Origin of the sequence: Streptomyces sp. NPDC017993, assembly GCF_044328065.1 — a bacterium.
Lineage (GTDB): Bacteria > Actinomycetota > Actinomycetes > Streptomycetales > Streptomycetaceae > Streptomyces.
In genome coordinates, this window is record NZ_JBIRGO010000006.1 from 181,281 (window position 1) to 198,351 (window position 17,071).

The 17,071-nt window shown below is 70.1% G+C and carries 16 protein-coding genes and 1 pseudogene; 10 read left to right on the forward strand and 7 right to left on the reverse strand.

Going from position 1 to position 17,071, the window contains the following annotated elements:
* The first annotated feature begins 3 nt into the window (after window positions 1–3).
* The 6 genes and pseudogenes from ACH4FH_RS12760 to ACH4FH_RS12785 all read left to right on the forward strand — a co-directional run bounded on the left by ACH4FH_RS12760 (window position 4) and on the right by ACH4FH_RS12785 (window position 7,385).
* The gene (locus ACH4FH_RS12760; protein WP_398555814.1) at window positions 4–2,169 is read left to right on the forward strand and encodes a protein kinase; all 2,166 of its coding nucleotides are present in this window, start codon (window positions 4–6) and stop codon (window positions 2,167–2,169) included.
* Window positions 2,170–2,206: 37 nt separating this feature from the next.
* Window positions 2,207–4,315 (forward strand): serine/threonine-protein kinase, encoded by a 2,109-nt coding sequence (locus tag ACH4FH_RS12765; RefSeq protein ID WP_398555815.1) that lies wholly within the window; start codon window positions 2,207–2,209, stop codon window positions 4,313–4,315.
* Window positions 4,316–4,441: 126 nt separating this feature from the next.
* Window positions 4,442–4,900 carry an ASCH domain-containing protein gene (locus ACH4FH_RS12770; protein WP_398555816.1) on the forward strand — a complete coding sequence of 153 codons (459 nt, stop codon included), beginning with the start codon at window positions 4,442–4,444 and terminating at the stop codon, window positions 4,898–4,900.
* Between the two features lie 289 nt (window positions 4,901–5,189).
* A pseudogene (locus ACH4FH_RS12775) lies at window positions 5,190–5,593 on the forward strand (IS5/IS1182 family transposase); the annotation flags it as partial.
* A 285-nt stretch (window positions 5,594–5,878) separates the two neighbouring features.
* The gene (locus ACH4FH_RS12780; RefSeq protein WP_398555817.1) at window positions 5,879–6,391 is read left to right on the forward strand and encodes a hypothetical protein; all 513 of its coding nucleotides are present in this window, start codon (window positions 5,879–5,881) and stop codon (window positions 6,389–6,391) included.
* Between the two features lie 103 nt (window positions 6,392–6,494).
* The gene (locus ACH4FH_RS12785) at window positions 6,495–7,385 is read left to right on the forward strand and encodes a ribosome-inactivating family protein (protein ID WP_398555818.1); all 891 of its coding nucleotides are present in this window, start codon (window positions 6,495–6,497) and stop codon (window positions 7,383–7,385) included.
* A gap of 150 nt (window positions 7,386–7,535) precedes the next feature.
* Here ACH4FH_RS12785 and ACH4FH_RS12790 read toward each other — a convergent pair whose 3' ends face one another.
* A complete protein-coding gene (locus ACH4FH_RS12790; protein ID WP_398556065.1) occupies window positions 7,536–8,081 on the reverse strand; it encodes a CGNR zinc finger domain-containing protein in 546 nt (181 codons plus the stop codon).
* Between the two features lie 202 nt (window positions 8,082–8,283).
* Here ACH4FH_RS12790 and ACH4FH_RS12795 point away from each other — a divergent pair, with 202 nt between their 5' ends.
* From ACH4FH_RS12795 to ACH4FH_RS12805, 3 genes are read left to right on the forward strand one after another with little or no spacing between them, the layout of a single operon-like run.
* Window positions 8,284–9,504 (forward strand): cytochrome P450, encoded by a 1,221-nt coding sequence (locus ACH4FH_RS12795; protein ID WP_398555819.1) that lies wholly within the window; start codon window positions 8,284–8,286, stop codon window positions 9,502–9,504.
* Between the two features lie 59 nt (window positions 9,505–9,563).
* Window positions 9,564–10,184 (forward strand): TetR/AcrR family transcriptional regulator, encoded by a 621-nt coding sequence (locus tag ACH4FH_RS12800; protein ID WP_398556066.1) that lies wholly within the window; start codon window positions 9,564–9,566, stop codon window positions 10,182–10,184.
* A complete protein-coding gene (locus tag ACH4FH_RS12805; protein ID WP_398555821.1) occupies window positions 10,181–10,378 on the forward strand; it encodes a ferredoxin in 198 nt (65 codons plus the stop codon). Before ACH4FH_RS12800 ends, ACH4FH_RS12805 begins: the two co-directional genes overlap by 4 nt.
* A gap of 129 nt (window positions 10,379–10,507) precedes the next feature.
* Here ACH4FH_RS12805 and ACH4FH_RS12810 read toward each other — a convergent pair whose 3' ends face one another.
* Both ACH4FH_RS12810 and ACH4FH_RS12815 read right to left on the reverse strand, forming a co-directional pair.
* Window positions 10,508–12,502, reverse strand: coding sequence for a hypothetical protein (locus ACH4FH_RS12810; protein ID WP_398555822.1), 1,995 nt, complete (start codon window positions 12,500–12,502; stop codon window positions 10,508–10,510).
* A complete protein-coding gene (locus tag ACH4FH_RS12815) occupies window positions 12,499–12,912 on the reverse strand; it encodes a hypothetical protein (RefSeq protein ID WP_398555823.1) in 414 nt (137 codons plus the stop codon). The genes ACH4FH_RS12810 and ACH4FH_RS12815 overlap by 4 nt, the downstream gene beginning before the upstream one ends.
* Window positions 12,913–13,225: 313 nt before the next feature.
* On the opposite strand from ACH4FH_RS12815, the gene ACH4FH_RS12820 reads away from it, so the two are divergent.
* Entirely contained in the window at window positions 13,226–13,816 is a 591-nt protein-coding gene (locus ACH4FH_RS12820; protein ID WP_398555824.1) for a TetR/AcrR family transcriptional regulator, read from the forward strand.
* A 106-nt stretch (window positions 13,817–13,922) separates the two neighbouring features.
* Here ACH4FH_RS12820 and ACH4FH_RS12825 read toward each other — a convergent pair whose 3' ends face one another.
* The 4 genes from ACH4FH_RS12825 to ACH4FH_RS12840 all read right to left on the reverse strand — a co-directional run bounded on the left by ACH4FH_RS12825 (window position 13,923) and on the right by ACH4FH_RS12840 (window position 16,839).
* Window positions 13,923–14,219, reverse strand: a complete 297-nt coding sequence (locus tag ACH4FH_RS12825; RefSeq protein WP_398555825.1) for a hypothetical protein — start codon at window positions 14,217–14,219, stop codon at window positions 13,923–13,925.
* Between the two features lie 203 nt (window positions 14,220–14,422).
* Window positions 14,423–14,764 carry an STAS domain-containing protein gene (locus ACH4FH_RS12830; protein ID WP_398555826.1) on the reverse strand — a complete coding sequence of 114 codons (342 nt, stop codon included), beginning with the start codon at window positions 14,762–14,764 and terminating at the stop codon, window positions 14,423–14,425.
* Window positions 14,765–14,965: 201 nt separating this feature from the next.
* Entirely contained in the window at window positions 14,966–16,039 is a 1,074-nt protein-coding gene (locus ACH4FH_RS12835) for a PP2C family protein-serine/threonine phosphatase (protein WP_398555827.1), read from the reverse strand.
* A gap of 434 nt (window positions 16,040–16,473) precedes the next feature.
* On the reverse strand, window positions 16,474–16,839 hold the full coding sequence (locus tag ACH4FH_RS12840; RefSeq protein WP_398555828.1) for a hypothetical protein: 366 nt from the start codon (window positions 16,837–16,839) through the stop codon (window positions 16,474–16,476).
* Window positions 16,840–17,071: the final 232 nt, after the last annotated feature.

Consider the following 17,071-nt stretch of genomic DNA (forward strand, 5'->3'; position numbering starts at 1 on the left):
CCGATGCTGTCCGCTCTTCTTCACGACGACCCGCCCACCGTCGGGCCCTACAGGTTGCTGGCCCGGCTCGGCGCCGGCGGCATGGGCACCGTCTACCTGGCCCGAACGGCAGGCGGACGCACCGTGGCCGTCAAGACGCTGCACGCCCGTCTGTCCTCGGACACGGCACTGCGGTCCCGCTTCCAACTGGAGGCGGACGCCGCACGCGTCATCGGCGGCCGTCACGGTGCCGCGGTCCACGACGCCGACCCTTCGGCGCCCAGGCCGTGGCTGGCGACGGAGTATGTGATCGGTCCGCCGCTTGACGACGCCGTGAACGCCGGCGGCCCGCTGCCGGCTGCCGCCGTGCGGGTGCTGGGCGCCGCCCTGGCAGAGGGCCTGGAGCAGCTGCACCGGTCGGAGGCGGTGCACCGCGACCTCAAACCGTCCAACGTCATGGTGACGACGTCGGGCCCGAAGATCATCGACTTCGGTATCGCCCGGGCGGTAGGCGAGGAGCCGCTCACGCACGTCGGCGACGCCGTGGGGACCCCCGCCTTCATGTCGCCGGAGCAGGCCGCCGGCCTCGAACACACGGCGGCGGGTGACGTCTTCGCGCTCGCCGGCGTCCTCGTCTTCGCCGTGGCCGGGCACGGCCCGTTCGGCTCTGGGCAGCCCACCGACCTGCTGTACCGCGTCCGCTATGCCGAACCGGACCTCGGCGGTGTCCCGCCGGAACTCGTCCCCGTACTGGCCCGCTGCCTGTCCAAGAACCCGGCCGACCGCCTGACGACCGGTGAGCTGGCCAAGGCACTCGGGGAAGGTGCCGGCCCGCACCGGTTCGCGGATGTGCTGCCGGACGCCGTCCTGCGGGAGATCGCGCGGCGCGGCGATGACGTCTGGCGGCAGCCCCCGCACCGGCTGCCGCCCCCGCCCCCTGAGACGGCGCCGGAGACCATGCCGGCACGCCTCCCCGGAATGTCGCGGCGGCGAATGCTGGCGGTGACCGGCGGCGGCGCACTCGCCGGCGCCGGTCTGGCGGGTGGCGGGATCTGGGCCTGGCTCGGCAACCGAGGCGGCACGGGCGGTGCGGACGGCGAAAGCCCCGCGAAGAAGGTGAAGGCACCGTCGCGGCTGTGGACGAGCCTCATACGCTGCCCGGATACCCGCGGCGACGTCCGGCTGGCGGGGCACGGGTTGGCGGTGCCGGCGGGCATCGTGCTGTCCGGCATCAACCCCGAGAGCGGCGAGGCCACCTGGCAGGCGAACATCGCCGACCCGTGGCGGTCGGCCACCGACGGCACGAGGGTGTACGCGCTGCGCGAGCACGACGAGGGCGACAAGGTCGCCGTGTGGGAGCTCGACCCCACCGACGGCCAACCCGGCAAACCGCTGGTCGAGTTGTCGGCCTTCGCCGGGGACGAGCCCCGCAACCAGCTGCTGTGCGTGGTGAAGGACAGCGCCTACCTGGTCGCGCGCTCCGCCTCGGGCAAGCGCTGGTATCTGGTCGCCGTCGACCTGCGTGGCGGCCGGGAACGCTGGCGCAGTCCGGTGGAGGCCGCCACGGACGAGTACGAAGCGCCGATGGTCAGCGGTGCGGTCGAGGGAGACCGCATCCTCCTCTACCAGGCCGACTCGTTCATGGATTCCCTGGACGTGTCGGTCCACGCCGTCGCCGACGGGAAGAAGCTGTGGTCGGAGTCCGGGCCCTCCTACGACAAGATCCCCAGCCCGCTCGTCCACGACGAACGGCACGTCTACCTCGGCGACAAGGCCCTGGAGGCTGTCAAGGTCTCCGACGGCGGCATCGGGTGGCTCTTCGGTGACCGGCGCAATGTCGGCGGCAGCGCGGGCGAGGCCCGGCTGTACGGCTCGCCCGCCCTGCGGGACGGTGTCGTCTACTGCACGGAGGGAGACCGCGGGATCGTCGCCGTCGACGCCGCCACCGGCAGCCTCAACTGGCTGGAGAAGGGCCTGACGGGCAGGCGGCTGAATCGCGACGTGCCGCCCGTGGTCGGCAAGAAGTACGTCTACAGCCTCGACGACAAGGGGTTGCGCGCGGTGGACCTGCGCACCCGCCGCGCCGTCTGGACCTACCAGACCAGCGCGACCGTGCTGACCGCGGACCACGGGCGCGGCCGCCTGTACGTCCGCGAGGAGCGACAGACCTTCGCCCTGCCGCTCGCCTGAGCGCCGCCAACCCCGCCTCACCCTCAAGGAGACCACCGTGAAACCGCTCGGCCCCGGCGACCCGCTCCGCCTCGGCCCGTACCGCGTCGTCGGAGTGCTCGGCGAAGGCGGCATGGGAAAGGTGTACTTCGGGCGGAACGCGGCGGGAGAGCCGGCCGCGGTGAAGGTGCTGCTGCCCGAGCTGGCGGACGACGAGCACCTCGCGCAGCGCTTCGTACGGGAGGCGCAGACCGCGCGTGCGGTGACCAGCGAGGGCGTGGCCCGCGTGCTGGGCGCGGAATTGGAGTCGGGGCGGCCGTGGATCGCGACCGAGTTCCTCGCCGGCCCCACCCTGGACGACGCGGTGGAACGGTACGGGCCGTTCGGTGACGCCCTGCTGCGGGAGTTGGCGCGCTCCCTCGCCCACACACTCCGGGACATCCACGCCACCGGGCTGGTCCACCGCGACCTCAAGCCGTCCAACGTCGTGCTGACCTCACGCGGCCCGCGGATCATCGACTTCGGCATCGCCCGCCCCGAGCACGGCCTGACACTGACCCGGACCGGCCAGATCCCGGTCACGCCCGGGTACGGGGCGCCTGAGCAGGTGCTGGGACGTCGCGTCGGCCCGGCCGCGGACATCTTCTCGCTCGGTACGGTCCTCACCTTCGCGGCGGCCGGCCGGCCCGCGTACACGGGCGCGGAAATATCGGCGGTGCTGTACGAGGTGGTGCACGGCACCCCCGACCTGGAGCTGGTGCCGGAACCGCTGCGGTACCTGGTGGAACCGTGCCTGGCCAAGGACCCCGCCGCCCGTCCGCTTCCCCAGCAGGTCGCCGAAGTCGCCCAGCCACCGCGCGGCGCCGAACGGCTCTGGAAGAGCGGGCCGTTGGCCGACGAGATCCGGGAACGGGAGAAAGCGGCCCGGCGGCTGGTCGGCGACGAAAGGCGGGCCGGGCCCCCGCCGCTCCACGCGCCCACGGCGGGAGTGGACGGCGCCCGCCCCTCACGACGTCGCCTCCTGCTCACCCTGGCCGGCGCGGGCGGTCTGCTGGCGGCCGGTGCGGGCGGCACCGCGTGGTGGCTCTCCGGTGACGACGCGCCCTCCGCCCCGTCCGATCCGTTCGACGTGCCGGCGGCCGCGGAGGTGAAGCCCGCCGAACTCGGCACCGACACCGGGACACCGCAGTCCCTGTGGGGACCGTTCCAGGGGGTGGCGGACGCCGGATCGGCGCCTCCGCTTCCGGTGCGGGACGTGGTGGTGTTCGCGGCGGCCGGCGGGGGCATCGCCGCCCACCGGGTCACGGACGGCAAGCAGCGGTGGCGGGCCGGCGACGCGCACGCCGACGCGGGCTATCTCTCGATCGCCGGTCGGCTCGTGGCCACCGCGGACGCGGACGGGGTGCTGCGCACCTACGTCGCCTCGACCGGCGCCCCCATGTGGACCGCCGACGTGAAGGCGAGCGCGCTGCTGGCCGCCGACGCCGACCACGTCTACGTACTGACGTCCGAGGGTGCCTTGCGCTGCGTCGCGACGGCCGACGCTCGAGTGCGGTGGACCCAGCGCCCTCCCCTTTCGCTGACCGGAGGGCGTCCCGCGGCGGCGCTCGGCGGGGGCGTCCTGGTGGTGTGCAACAACTCCGGCGACGTGGTCGCGGTGCGCACTCGCGACGGCGCGAAGGCGTGGGTCCGCAAGGGCCAGGCCACGGCCGCACTGGCCCCCGCCGTCGAGGGGGGCACGGTCTTCCTCGGCGGCCACACCCTCGCCGCGGTCCGCGCGAGCGACGGTGAGGAGCTGTGGAGCCTGAATCCGCACCGCGACGTGCAGCGGGGGGCATACGGCTGGGGTCCGCCCACCGTCGCGGGCGGGGTGGTGTTCGCCCTGGACAGCGACATGCTGCGCTACCTCCGCACCAACGGTGAGGAGGCGAACGACGCGGTAGTCGTTGCGGGAGTGACCCCGCCCTGGCAGCCGCCGGTCGTTCAGGCGGACAGCGTATGGGTGGTGGAGAGCCAGGACACCGGCGTGACCGGCTTCCCCCGCTCCACCCGAGGCGTCGCCCAGACCTACCCGCTCACGGGCGAACAGGGCCGTTCGACCGCCGGGGACGGGAACCGGCTCTTCGTCCTCAACGCGGGGACGCTGCTGGCTCTGCCGGTGTTCTAGGGGCGTTGCCGGTGTCGAACTACGGCTCGGACCTGGCCTCCGCCGGCCCCGGTCCCGGGCCAACTCACCGCCCGCTTCCTGCTGACAGCTGACGGGGGAAGCGGACGGGTCGATACTGTGACCCGCATGACGCATGACGACGCCGCGCCCCGGAACATCGCGTCGCTGCCCCGGGCCGAATTCGCCTTCCCGGGCCCGCTGCGCGACCGGCTGGTCGCGGCCATCCTCAACGGTTCCAAGACCTCCACGACAGGGCTCGTCGTCGACTACGAGCATGACGGAGAGCCCCTGCCGGAAGTCGGCAGCCGTTCGGTGGTCATCGACTCCGACGACCGTCCGGTCGCGGTCATCGAGGTCACCGGCGTACGTGTCGTCCCACTGGCGCAGGTGGACCTCGCTCACGTGGTGGACGAGGGGGAAGGAGACGCCACCGTGGCCCATTGGCGGGCAGGCCACGAGCGGTTCTGGCACAGCGAGGAGATGCGCGCGGCGTTGGAGGACCCTGAGTTCACCGTGCACGACGGAACGCTGACGGTTCTGGAACGTTTCCGACTCATCACCGACCTTCGCCCCGGGGCCTACTGACGGCACAGGAGCACCTGATGGCCAAACCGCCCGTGCCGGCACCGGATGTCACCAGCGCTGAGGTGTAGCGGGTGGCCTCACCTTTTCGAACTGCGCTGCCGACGTGTCGGGTTCCGTGGCGAGAGGCATCCGGAGCGGTGCCGGTGCCGCAGGTGAACCGGACGGAGCAGCCTGGCCACTGTCCGATGGACCGCGTGACCCAGCCACATCATTCACATCGTTCCGGCCGGTATGGGGCGGGGCGATCTGCCGGATCAGGAGCGGACTCGGCGGAGCTCGAACTCCTTGAGATGAGGCCCTGGGCCGATCCCGCGATGTGCTCACCTGCAAGATCCATCTGGCCGGTGAAGGCGGCCGGCGGTCGCTCTCGTTCGTTATCACTCCAGGTCAGTGGAGCGGTGCCCCACAGCCGATCCCGGTCCTCGAACGCATCCGTGTCCCACGTGCGGCCGGTGGTCATCCGCGTACACGTCCCGACCACCTGGGTGGCGACAAGGCGTACTCGTACCGCCGGAACCGCCGCTCCTGCGGCGACGCCAGATCAGGCACACGATTCCCGTGCGCAAGGACCAGAGAGCCAACCGCCGGCGCCGTGGTAGCGCGGGCGGCCGACCCACCGGCTTCGGCAAGAGGGCGTACATCTTCCACGGCACCGTGACCATCGCTGCTGTTCGCCTCTGGCCTCGATCGTGACCCGCCGGACAGCCGCGGAGTCGCGGAGTCGCGGAGTCGCGGAGTCGCGGAGTCGCGGAGTCGCGGAGTCGCGCCAAGGCTCCTCGGCCTCATTGCCTGGCATTCGTGAAGGCTCGCGTTGAGCAGTCGTCAAAGGAACGTTGATGGCAGCTCCCTAGCGTTTCCGGCGCATCGATCTCCGATCAACGGCGAGGTGAAGTACGCATGTTGTTACGCACGCGAGGCAAGGGAAGGGTCTCTTCCTTATACGCCGGGGCGAAGGCGCCCAGGCGGCGGGCCGCGGTCATGGCCGGGGTGCTCGCGAGTGTGTCCGTGGTGGCGCTGGGGACGAGCTCCGCGGCGTCGCAGGGTTCGGGGGATCCGACGAAGGCCGCTGTACAGGCGGCTCCGGCGACCGACTCGGTGCGTGAGCACTGGCAGCCGCCGACGGTCCGGAGCGATGGCCCCGAGGACCCGCAGTCAGGCAAGATCAACACCGACTACCTGATCAGCGAGGTATCGCCGGCGCAGTTCAGGGGCTATTGGTACCAGTCCCACGTCAAGGGGGTCAGTGTCACGTGGGTGGCGCCCTCGGGACGGGATCCGTACAACGGCTGGGACTGGGTCGAGATCCAGGACAGCAACGGCAAGCGCGTCACGTGGGACTGGGCCTGTGGCAACGCCAACTGCGGCGCGTACGGCTCGACCCTGATCGATGCGAACCTGACGAAGGGCGCGGAGTACAAGGCCCTCTACTACAGCGACGGGGGCCGGGTCACCAAGGGCCAGCTGCAGGCCGAGTTCGAGTTCTGGGCCTGACATGGGAGACGCGGCAGAGATGAGGCGAAGGGTTGATCGGGCCGACCGGTCCGAACGCGGGCCGGTGCGGCGGCGGTTGGTCAGCGCGTCTGTGGTGGTTTCGGTGCTGGCGGGCACGCTGGGCGCGGGAGAGGCGGTCACCTATGGCGCACCGGCCCGGCCCGGACAGGACCAGAGCGCCCAAGCCCAGCCCCAGAGGCAGGCGCAGCCGAGGGCGGTGACGGAGGACGAGGATTTCGCCGACCTCTACACCCGCACGGTCGCGAACGTCCGCAACGCCATGCTGGGGGAGCAGAGCGTCCGGCGGCCCGGTGCCGGCCACCTGATCCAGAACCCCGACCCCGAGGTCATGCAGACGATCAACCTCGGACGGTTCACCGAGGACGAGTTCATCCTGGGCCGCATGGTCCGAGGAGTCTTCCGCAGGTCCGACAACTATCTGCTCGGGTTCTACGTGGAGAACAGGGACGCGACCAGCCGCGTCCTCTACACGTTCACCGAGCAGGTGAACGGCCGCACGCGGGACATGGTCCCGGGCGACCTCTTTCCGCGTGTCCGCAGGGAGCACTTCGGCTGGGGCGTCAACTACCGGAACCTCCCCGCCACCACCATCAGCCGGAGCCGCCTGCGGGATGCGGTGCTCTCCATCTACCATCACGACCCGAACACGAGCACCCACACGCTGGAGACCGGAGTCCAGGCGCTGGCCGTGGCCCTGGCCGAAGGGGCGCGGTTCCAGGCGATTCCTGCGCAGATCGCCCAGGCGATCCGTGGCAGGACGGCCTGGACCGTGGGCACCCACGAGGACGAGATCTTGAACTGGAATCAGCGATCCGGGGTCATCCTTCGTGCACGCGCCGCCGACCCGACCGGTAATGGCGAGGTGTGGCAGCAGCGCCGTGAATACGACTGGAATGGGGCCCAGGTGCTGCTGACCGCGCTGGATCTGGCCCGCCGGCTCTACCTGATCAAGCCGCCGACGAGGAAGGGCTGACACTCACAGCACCACACAGGGGGCTCACCGGGAGCGGCTGCCGCCGCGTTCCACCGCGTGCCGGAGGATGGCACTGCTGCCACTGCGCCAGTGCCTCGGTGCGGTCGCCCCGGCGTCCTCGGCGGCGAGGCCCGTCGCTGTTGCCAGGCCCTACCCCTGAGACCCGGCCTCAGCACCGTCCCGCGCCGCCTTGAGGTTGGCCTTTTTCACCTTGTTTCCGCAGGTCGCCATGGAGCACCACCGCCGCCGCTGTCCGCGGCTGGTGTCCACGAAGAGCCCTCCGCAGGTGCGCTGCTCGCAACGCTTGATCACACCGTCCCGGTGGCCGCCCAGGGTCTCGACGGCATCCAGGGCAACGATGGCGAGCGCGGCGCGCGCGGGGTCGGTGTCCGGAAGATGCCACTGGGCCTGTCCGCCGGTGAGGACGAGCCGCGCACGGTGACGGGCGGTCCAGCGGTTGAGCAGGTCTTCGTCCGCCACGTCCGGAACGGCGCCGGACGCTACGGCGGTGCCGGCCCGATGGATGGCCTCGCGCAGTGCCCGGGCGTCCCGCAGGAGGGCTTCGGAGACCGGCATGTCCGCACCGCCGATTCCGTTGACGGCGAGCCAGGTGCGCAGTTGGCCCGGGGTGGCGATCCGCTCCACGGGCTCCTCGCGCCGTTCCCCGAGCGTGGCGACGAAGCGGAACGCGAGGATCTCGTTGCCGAGCCGGAATTCCGGCGAGTGACGCGGGCACTACGTTCCCGAAGAGCGCCCCGACGCCCTCCTCGACCACCTCCTCCCCTTCCTCCGCCACTGACCCCGCGTGGCCCGTACCGTCGATTCTTAATTCAGTCGATTGACTTAATTAGCCCTCTCGGTTTGACTGCTGGTACGTACCCCCACCAGGAGGCAGCGAGTGACTGATGTCCAGGACACCGGGTCCTTGAGCTACCCGATCGCCTCTCCGGCGGCGCTGGAGCCACCGTCGCAGTGGGCGGATCTCCGGCAGAAGTGCCCGGTAGCGCGGGTGACGTTGCCGAGCGGTGATGAGGCTGCCCTGCTGACTCGCTACGAGGACGTGAAGAGGGCGCTCTCCGACCCCCGCTTGAGCCGCGAAGGTCTGGCCTCCCCCGACGCCGCCCGAGTGGCGGCCGGCGACTCGGAAGGCATTTTCAGCAGCCCGATGGCGAAGGCGCTCAACGCCGAGGGGCACCAGCGGTGGCGGCGCATGGTCGGCAAGTGGTTCACGGCGAAGCGGATGACGGCGCTGCGGCCGAGCATGGAGGCCATGGCCGATCAGCTCATCGACGAGATGCTGGAACACGGGCAGCCGGCGGACCTGGTGACGCACCTGGCCTTTCCCCTTCCGGTGTTCGTGATCTGCCAGATGCTCGGTGTACCGGAGAGCGACCGCGACAGGTTCAAGGGCTGGTCCGACACCTTCTTGAACACGACCCGGTACACGCGGGCCGAGACCGAGGCGGCGTATCAGCAATTCGCCGAGTACATGTCCGGTCTCATCGCAGGCAAGCGCGCACAGCCGGGCGGCGACCTCCTCAGCCTTCTCCTGGAGGGCGCGGACGCCGACGGCCGGCCGATGTCCGAGGCCGGGCTGGTGGCCACCGGACAGGCGCTTCTGCTCGCCGGGCATGAGACCACCGCGGGTTTCCTCGCCATGATGGTGGCGCACCTGCTGTCCGACCGGCGGCGTTGGGAGCGCTTGTTGGCTGATCCGTCGCTGGTCCGCCTTGCGGTGGAGGAGGCGCTCCGCTTCGATCCGAACGCCGGCGGCTTCGGCATGCTCCGCTACGTGCACGAGGACACGGAGTTCTCCGGCGGCGTGGTCGCCCGCGGCACCACCGTGGTGTGCAGCATGGCCGCGGCGAATCGTGACGAGAGCGCGTGGGAGGCGGCGGGCGAGATGGATCTGGGCCGTAGCCCCAATCCGCATCTCGCGTTCGGCTCCGGCCCGCACTCGTGCCTGGGACAGCCGCTGGCCCGCACAGAGTTGCAGGCCGCGCTCACCGTTCTGCTGCGCAGGCTGCCCACACTCGATCTCGGCATCGGCGCACAGGACCTGCGCCGTCAAGAGGGGCTGCTGACCGCCCCGCTGCGTGAGCTGCCGGTGACGTGGTGAGCGGCGTCAAGGCCGGGGCCTCTCGCGCCGACCGCGTCGCCGAGACCCGTGAGGCGATCATGGCGTCCGCGGAAAGGCTCTTCGCTGAGCACGGGCTGTCGGCCGTGTCCAACCGTCAGATCAGCGAGGCGGCGGGCCAGGGCAATGTCACGGCCGTCAGCTATCACTTCGGCACCAAGGCCGGGCTGGTGCGCGCCATCATGACCAAGCACGGCGAGCAGATCGAACTGCTCCGGCAACGGCACCTGGAAGCGGTCGGCGCCGGCCAGGGCCTCCGGGACTGGGTCGGCTGTCTGGTGCGTCCCGTACCGGAGCATCTGGGTTCGCTGGGTACCCCTTCCTGGCATGCCCGTTTCGCCGCCCAGGTCATGGCCGACCCCATGATGCGCGCCCTCATCACCGATGAGGCCCTGGTCAGAAGGCATCTGGGACAGACTCTTGACGGTCTGGGCCGCTGCCTCCAGGCATTGCCGGCGCAGGTGCGAGCCGAACGCGGGAGCATGGCCCGCCACCTCATCACCCACACCTGCGCGGAACGGGAGCGCGCGCTGGCAGAGGGCACGCCTCCGTTGCACTCCTCGTGGGAGCACACGGCCGACTCGCTGACCGACGCGATCGTCGGCCTGTTCGGCGCGCCTGTGACCGCGCCTCGCAACTCCCGGGAGGGGAACGGCACATGAAGGTCACCGTTGATGAGGACAAGTGCTGCGGAGCCGGGCAGTGCGTGCTGATCGCGCCTGAGGTGTTCGATCAGCGTGACGACGACGGGATAGTCGTTCTCCTCGACGCGGCTCCGCCCGAGGAGCAGTACGAGGCCGTCCGAGAATCCGCCGGTGTGTGTCCTGCCGCTGCCATCCACCTCAGCGAGAACTAGCGCCGTGGCGTGGGGGCCCGCTTCGCTGAACCCCGACATGTCGTGGCCCGCACACCTGGTTGGTGTGCGGGGCGCACAGGTACGGAATTCAGCTACCGGGTACCACCGGCGCGCACCTCGAAGAACCGCTCACTCCATGGGACAGACCTGCGACACCGGCCGGAGGAACAACCGGATCTCGGTCCGTAGTTCTTCTGCGCCCACCAAGGCGGCGGTCACATCGGGGTGCATATCGGGGTCGGGGCTCTCGCCTTCCTTGGTCTCGGCCGTGTCGGCGAAGGCGGTGGCCTGCTTCTGGAGGGTGGACTTCACCTCCGGGTCGGTCGCCTCTCCGGCGGCGGTGTTCAGGTCGGCCGCCATCTGCCGGTAACCGGAGGCGAGATCCTGCGGGGTTCTCGGATCCCGCTCGCGCAGCGCGTCGTTCGCGGCGTACGCCTCGGCGCAGCCCGCAGGCGTGCCGTCCCCGGTGGCCGCCACCACCACGCCCGCGGCGGTCGCCGTCGCCACCGTGACCGCCGCTACGGTGAGGCCGGTCTTGGTGGTGACGGTGGCGGTGAACTTCCCCAGGAGACTTGCGATCTTGCCGCCGGCCGTCACCGCCGCCGGCGCGACGGGAGGGGCAAGGACCAGGAGGGCCGCGGCGACGGCGGCCTTGTCGCCTTGCAGGAGGTTGCGGGTCTGCTCCTCGGTGCGGACGTAGTAGGCACGGTCCTTGTCCAGGCCGCCGCGCAGCGCTGCGGCCTTGCCCAGGGCGTAGAGCTGCAGGGCGACCTGCGGAGCCCCCGCCGTGAGTGCGGTCGCCACAGCGGTCCGCACGAAATGCGAGGCCAGGGCCCACTGCCGGCCGGCATTGAGGACCTGCGCGACGGCCAGGAGGAGATACGGGTCCGGACGCACCGCCCCCTCGTCCGCGGCCAGGGCGGTCATCAGCCCCTCGGCGGCAGTGGCGGCAGGCGTCGGCGCCCAGTCCAGACCACGGACCGCGGCCGCCGCGTCCCCAGTAATCCGATACGCGCCACCGTCGTACGTGACCAGGCGCCGGTCGAAGAGCTCGGGGCCCACGTACATGTCGTCCTGGTGGCCGGTGACCGGCACGAACCACGAGGCGGCCAACGGCACTCCGAACGTCGCCAGCGCGACCAGGACGCGGCGGGCCGGTTCGCTCAAGGCGACGGCCAGGGCCTCGGCCTGGCGCAGCGGGCTCAGCTGCTCCGCGTCGACCGGCGGCGGCTGGTCATGGGGCTCCCTGGTACGGCGATCCCGCCATTCATCCGCCCCTTTGATGAACTCCGCGTACAGCCGCAGGCGTTGGGGCCTGCCCTCGGCCATCCGGTAGGCCCAGTCGAACTGCAGGTTCTGCAGACCGACCGGGCCGAGTTCCAGGCCCAGTTCGGAGCTGAGCAGCTCGATCGCGGCGGCCCGGCCCAAGGGCTGGACGTGGTGGGCGGCGGATGTGTCCGGCAGGGTGAGGTACGGGGACGTGAACAGGAAGGTGAAGCCGGGGAAGGTCTGCTGGAGTCGGCTCAGATCGTCCCGGCCCAGCGCGCCGTCGATGACGGTGATGTGCACATCGCGGACGTGGGCGACAGCTTGATGCAGCTCCGTCTCGTCGACCCCGCGCAGGAACTGCTTACCGAAGAGCACCGTGGCGAGGCGCTTGTACAACGTCTCCAGCGTGCCGGGTTCCTCGCCCTGCGGGCGCAGGACATGGCCTCGCTGCCCGCGTGCGGCCAGGCGGTGGTGCACGGCGTCGGCGATCGCGTTCTTCCCGACACCCTCGCTTCCGTACAGCTGCACACTCGTGCCCGCGATCAGCTGGGTGGCCACCTGGTCCACGAGTCCGTCCCGGCCGAACAGCCTGATGCCCGTCGGCGCGGCAAGCACCTCGGCCTGGCGCAGCGGCAGTTCGAGGAGGCTGTGGATCTCGACGAAGCGGCGCCCGTCGAACACCACGTTGAGGGCGTTGTCGCCCTGGCTGATGATGCCGTGGTTGTCACCGTGGACCACGATGGCCGACTCGACGTGGCCGGAGGGCTGTTCCGGTGTCGTCTCGTCCGATGTCGTCTCGTCGGGTGCCGTCTCGCCCGGTGCCGCCCCGTCCGGGGCTCCCGCCTCGGTGCTCATCGGCTCTCCCGGTTCACGATGTTCGTCGCGCCGTGTCCGGTCGAAACGATCCCGGTCACGCTCCCGCCCACGGCCACGCCGCCCGCTCCACCGGCCGGCGGCTCGGGCAGCAGCGCCGCCAGCTCTGCGAAGAGCTCCGGGGAGGCCACCAGGGCCTGCCGGATACGCAGGCGCAGGGCGGCCACCGCGTCCGGGTCACCGTCCGTCTGCGCGAGGTCCGTCACCGCCGCATCGATCGCCGCGGGTTCGGGGCCGCTGCCCCGCAAGCGGTCGAGCAGCCGCTGCCCGAGGCGCACGGTCGCTCCGGCGGCCTCGTCCTCGGCTCGGGCCAGCACGGCTACGCCGTAGGCACTCACCGCCGCGCCCACCGCGGGCACAACCTGGCTCAGTAGGGCTTCGATCTCCGGCACGTCTTTCCCCCGTGGTCACGGCAGCGGACGCCCGGCACCCGCTGCCTCAACTAACGCTGTTCGAGGGCGATATGGCGCGCGATCCCATCTGCTCGGCCCACTCGCTCCTCGTTCGCCGTACGGGGCGGACCCGGTGCGTCCGCCTCCCCCCGGGACGGGCGGAGCCGGCCCGGGCATGGGGCCAGTCTGGAGGACCGGTCGCCGGGTTTGTAAGGGGTTTCTAGAAAATTGTTCTAGAAATCTGAGTGTTCTACGCTGTGCTCGCGGGGATCATGAGGAAGCCGCCCGCACCACACCCGAGGACGGTCGCACGATGAGCCCCAAGCAACAGCGTGGCGAGGCCACCGTCGAACAGGTCCTCGAGGCTGCCCTTCGCGTGTACGCCGCCTCGGGCGATCAGGGCCTCACCGTCAGCGCGGTCACCAAGGCCAGCGGCGTCAGCCTCGGCAGCCTCTACCACCACTTCGGCAGTCTCGACGGCCTCGTCGCCTCGCTCGCGCTGCGCTGGCTGTCCCGGCTGCTGAGCGAAGTGGTCGGCGCCTTGGAGCGGACGCGTACCGCCCGCTCGGGCATCCGTGCCGTCGTCCGGGCCTACCTGGGTTTCGTCCGGGATCACCCGGACGCGGCTCGGCTCGTGCACTCCGTCCCCGCCGACCGATACGGCATGGCCCACGCCAAAGAGATCCGCGACTCCCAGGAGGCACGGCTGTCACCGGTCGCCGGCTGGATCCGGACGCGCATCGACTCCGGCGAACTCGCCCCGCTTCCCGTCCCCCTGATCGAGTCCTTCATCCTCGGCCCCGTCGTCGCCGTCGCCCGCCGCTGGCTCACGATCGGGGACGTCGACCTGGAGGAGGCAGAGCGCGCTCTCCCGGACCGGATCTGGCGCTCGGTCAGCCCGTAGGAGCAACCCTCACGGTCGACAGCGACAATCGCGCGTAGGAGTCCGGCGCACGCAGCCGTCAGTACGGCGAGGGGCGCCGCGGGTCTGACCGGCCCCGAGCGCGCGATCAGCTCGACGCGTACTTCTGCAGACCGGCCTGGACGTCGTCGAAGGTCATCACGGGGATGAATTCCACCTTGGCGCCGAGTTTCTGGAAGAGGGGTTCGGCAATGGAGGGGATGTCGGTCGGGTCCGCGAGGTCGAAGACGATGAACGCCGTACGCATCCCGTCCCTCGCCCCGAAGAACGCGGCCTCCGGCTTGACCCGGTCGAACACCGACTTCATTGTCTGAGGCAACGTGTTGTCCGTGATCGCTTGATTTGCCTTCTCGGTGTCCATCTCGACGGTCAGCAGCAGCCTCATGGCCTTACACCTCTCTGTGGCGTGACAGCGCAGAGCGCCTGTCTGCCGATCGTCGCCGCCGTTCCGGGCCTTCGCATCCGGAGCGGGCAAGGGGGTGGAGCGCAGCCGACATCAGCCCTGGTGGGCGGCCTGGAAGCAGTTTTCAACGGCATCCAAGGACAGCCCTCCCCCGAAGGGCGTCCCGGACGTGAGTGCCGCGTTTGCTATTCCTCGATCGTCGCGACCGCATCGACGCCGGCGTGGTGCAGTGTCCGCTGGATGTCGCGGCGGGCACCCCGGATGGTGATGGAGGTGTCTGCCGGCAGGGTCGTCGCCGCGCGGAGCAGCGCGTAGGCACACGCCAGATCTATCCGTTCGACGGCGCTCATCTCCCACACCCAGGTGTCGGCCTGGCGCAGACGTGGGCCGAGGAGTCGTTCTTCCAGCTCGCGCAGGGCGTGTGCGTCCAGAACGCCGGAGAAGGTCAGGACGGCGCGCCGTTCGTCAGCCGTGTCGATGGCCACGTGTGTGGCCTGCGGCGATGCGGGGCGGGGTTCTGTTGTCACGGCGACCTCCTCCACAGCGGTAAGCCGCGGGGCATGCGCCCCCTTCTCTCGGCGCATGCCTCCCGTACCGGGCCGCATCAGCAGCCTGGCGCAGGGTCGAGTAATCGTTCATTGCCCTTACGTACGACCCTGGGCTCATCCGCACGCTCCTACCCAGGCTAATCCCCTCCGGGCGTCTGTCTCCTGCGGGAATGTGCCGGGTCAGGAAGATTTCGCGATGGCGATCATGGCTGCGTCGTCACCGAGGTTCCCGTCGGCATGCCGGATCAGGTCGTCGTGCAGGTACCGCACGAGAGACTGCGGGCCGGACCCGTTCCACGAGCCGGCACGGTCGACCAAGGGGTAGAAGGCACCCGAGCGGTCTCGACACTCGATGACCCCGTCGGTGTACAGCAGGAGGAGATCGCCGGGTTCAAAACCGAAGGTCTCCGCCTTGTACTGGTCCTCCGGCAGCCCGCTGATGCCCAGAGGAAGCGCGGGCTCGCCGACATCCAGGGACCGCACCTGGCCGTCACGCAGCAGCAACGGCGGCGGATGCCCGCAATTCACCAGGGCGACGAACGGGCCGTCCTCCTGGATGTCCAAAACCAACGCGGTCACGAATGACTCATCGGCTTCCGAACCGCCATTGGCGAGATGAGCCGCGTTCCAGTACACGGCGTTCCCCAGGTGCGCCGCGATGCCGGGAAGCGACAGATTGCGGTAGGCGGACCCATGGAACGCCCCGACCAGCACCGATGCCTCTCCGATGGCCGGCAGGCCCTTGCCGCGTACGTCGCCGATGACGATGCGGGTCGCGCCCGGAGCGGGCACCACGGCGTACAGATCACCGCCGATCTGCGCCTCGGCCTCGGCTGCGATGTAGACGGACGCGATCCGCAGCGGTCCGACGCGGTGCGGCAGGGGCCGTAGCAGGACCTGCTGCGCCGCCACGGCCACGGACCGCACCTGGCCCAGCTGCCGCTCGTGCCGGTCGCGCGCGTACCGGAAGATCGTGACGAACACCGAGATCACAATGAGGGCGGCGATCTGCGCCTGGTGGTTCGCGGTCATCAGTCCGCCGTGGAGATGACCGATGACGGCCTGCGCCGCCACGGCGAGGGCTCCGATTGCTCCGGTGAGTCCCGGGCCGGCGAAGGAAGCAGTGATCGCGGGCGCCGCCACCAGGAACGGCCCCAGGTGGACCGTCGTCGGGGCGTGGATGTCGATCACAGTGACCACGACGATGAGCGCCAGCGGGACAGCGATCAACCCATAGCTCGGCCTCCAGGCCATGCCGAGATGAGTGAAATCGTGCCGGAAACCCATATCTCCTGCTTACACCCGGACCGGCCCATGTGCTGGGTAGGTGTTGATCAACGATGGGGCTTCTGCGGGAGCGGCAGGAACCGGTGCCCCTTTCGCGCTCATGACTCCTGTTTACGCCCGGCCCTCGGACTGTGCGACTCCACCCGCACGGCGGAAGTCAGGGAGCGGCTGGATCAGCTGTCCGGCAGATCGATCCCGCAGTCGGCATTCGACTTCCGGTGCCCATGGAGCCGGTGGCAGGGCTGAGCCCCTCCCCCGCGCGGCGGTGACAGCAGGGCCGGGCCGGAGCCGGACGGTGGTGACCTTCAGGCACGAGAGGCGATGAGGTTGCCGCGCCGCGAGGCCCGCGAGCAGGTGCATGCTCTGACACGGACCTCGCCGACATCACCGGCCTCATACGGTTAGAGACGGCGTACCCACGCAGCGATCCCATGACCGATCAGAAGGTAAATCACGGCAGCCAGACCGTAATTGAGGAAAACCCGCAGGCTTTCGACGTCCATGGTGAAGATGTCCTGGGACCAGCCGCTCAGCCAGTCGGCCACGCCCTGGACAAAGCCGACGAAAACATTTCCCTGGTTCGCTTCAAGCAGGTAGAGCAAGATCCACAGGCCCAGGAAGCCTGCCGCGACGTCAGCGATCGAATGAATGATCAAGGCCGTCCGGTCTGCGCCGGCACCCTCCCGACCGCGCCTGCGGGTATCCCGGTTGGGGTCATACGGGGTGTAGTTGTCGTTAATGGGCATGGGCTCATGGGGATTGTTCATGCTTCGTTGCTTGCCTCGCACGGATACCCGAAACCTCTTTCAAACCTGCGATTGCATCTCGATTTCCGGAACTGATGCGCGTTTTGCGTCTTACCGCAAGCCGATGCCCCAAATTCACAGGGCCTTCATATCGGGTCCAAATGAATTCCGCATCGGACAAACTCGGTTCATGTCCGTTCCGTCCGGCCCTGCGCCCCCTGCCGACGGCCCTGCCGTGCGGAGCGTTTCTCGG

Coding starts and splice junctions, on each gene's coding strand:
- ACH4FH_RS12840 (WP_398555828.1), bottom strand. CDS start 16,839: ATGAACAATCCCCATGAGCCCATGCCCATTAACGACAACTACACCCCG.
- ACH4FH_RS12835 (WP_398555827.1), bottom strand. CDS start 16,039: ATGGCCTGGAGGCCGAGCTATGGGTTGATCGCTGTCCCGCTGGCGCTC.
- ACH4FH_RS12805 (WP_398555821.1), top strand. CDS start 10,181: ATGAAGGTCACCGTTGATGAGGACAAGTGCTGCGGAGCCGGGCAGTGC.
- ACH4FH_RS12760 (WP_398555814.1), top strand. CDS start 4: ATGCTGTCCGCTCTTCTTCACGACGACCCGCCCACCGTCGGGCCCTAC.
- ACH4FH_RS12820 (WP_398555824.1), top strand. CDS start 13,226: ATGAGCCCCAAGCAACAGCGTGGCGAGGCCACCGTCGAACAGGTCCTC.
- ACH4FH_RS12800 (WP_398556066.1), top strand. CDS start 9,564: ATGGCGTCCGCGGAAAGGCTCTTCGCTGAGCACGGGCTGTCGGCCGTG.
- ACH4FH_RS12825 (WP_398555825.1), bottom strand. CDS start 14,219: ATGAGGCTGCTGCTGACCGTCGAGATGGACACCGAGAAGGCAAATCAA.
- ACH4FH_RS12770 (WP_398555816.1), top strand. CDS start 4,442: ATGACGCATGACGACGCCGCGCCCCGGAACATCGCGTCGCTGCCCCGG.
- ACH4FH_RS12780 (WP_398555817.1), top strand. CDS start 5,879: ATGGCCGGGGTGCTCGCGAGTGTGTCCGTGGTGGCGCTGGGGACGAGC.
- ACH4FH_RS12810 (WP_398555822.1), bottom strand. CDS start 12,502: ATGAGCACCGAGGCGGGAGCCCCGGACGGGGCGGCACCGGGCGAGACG.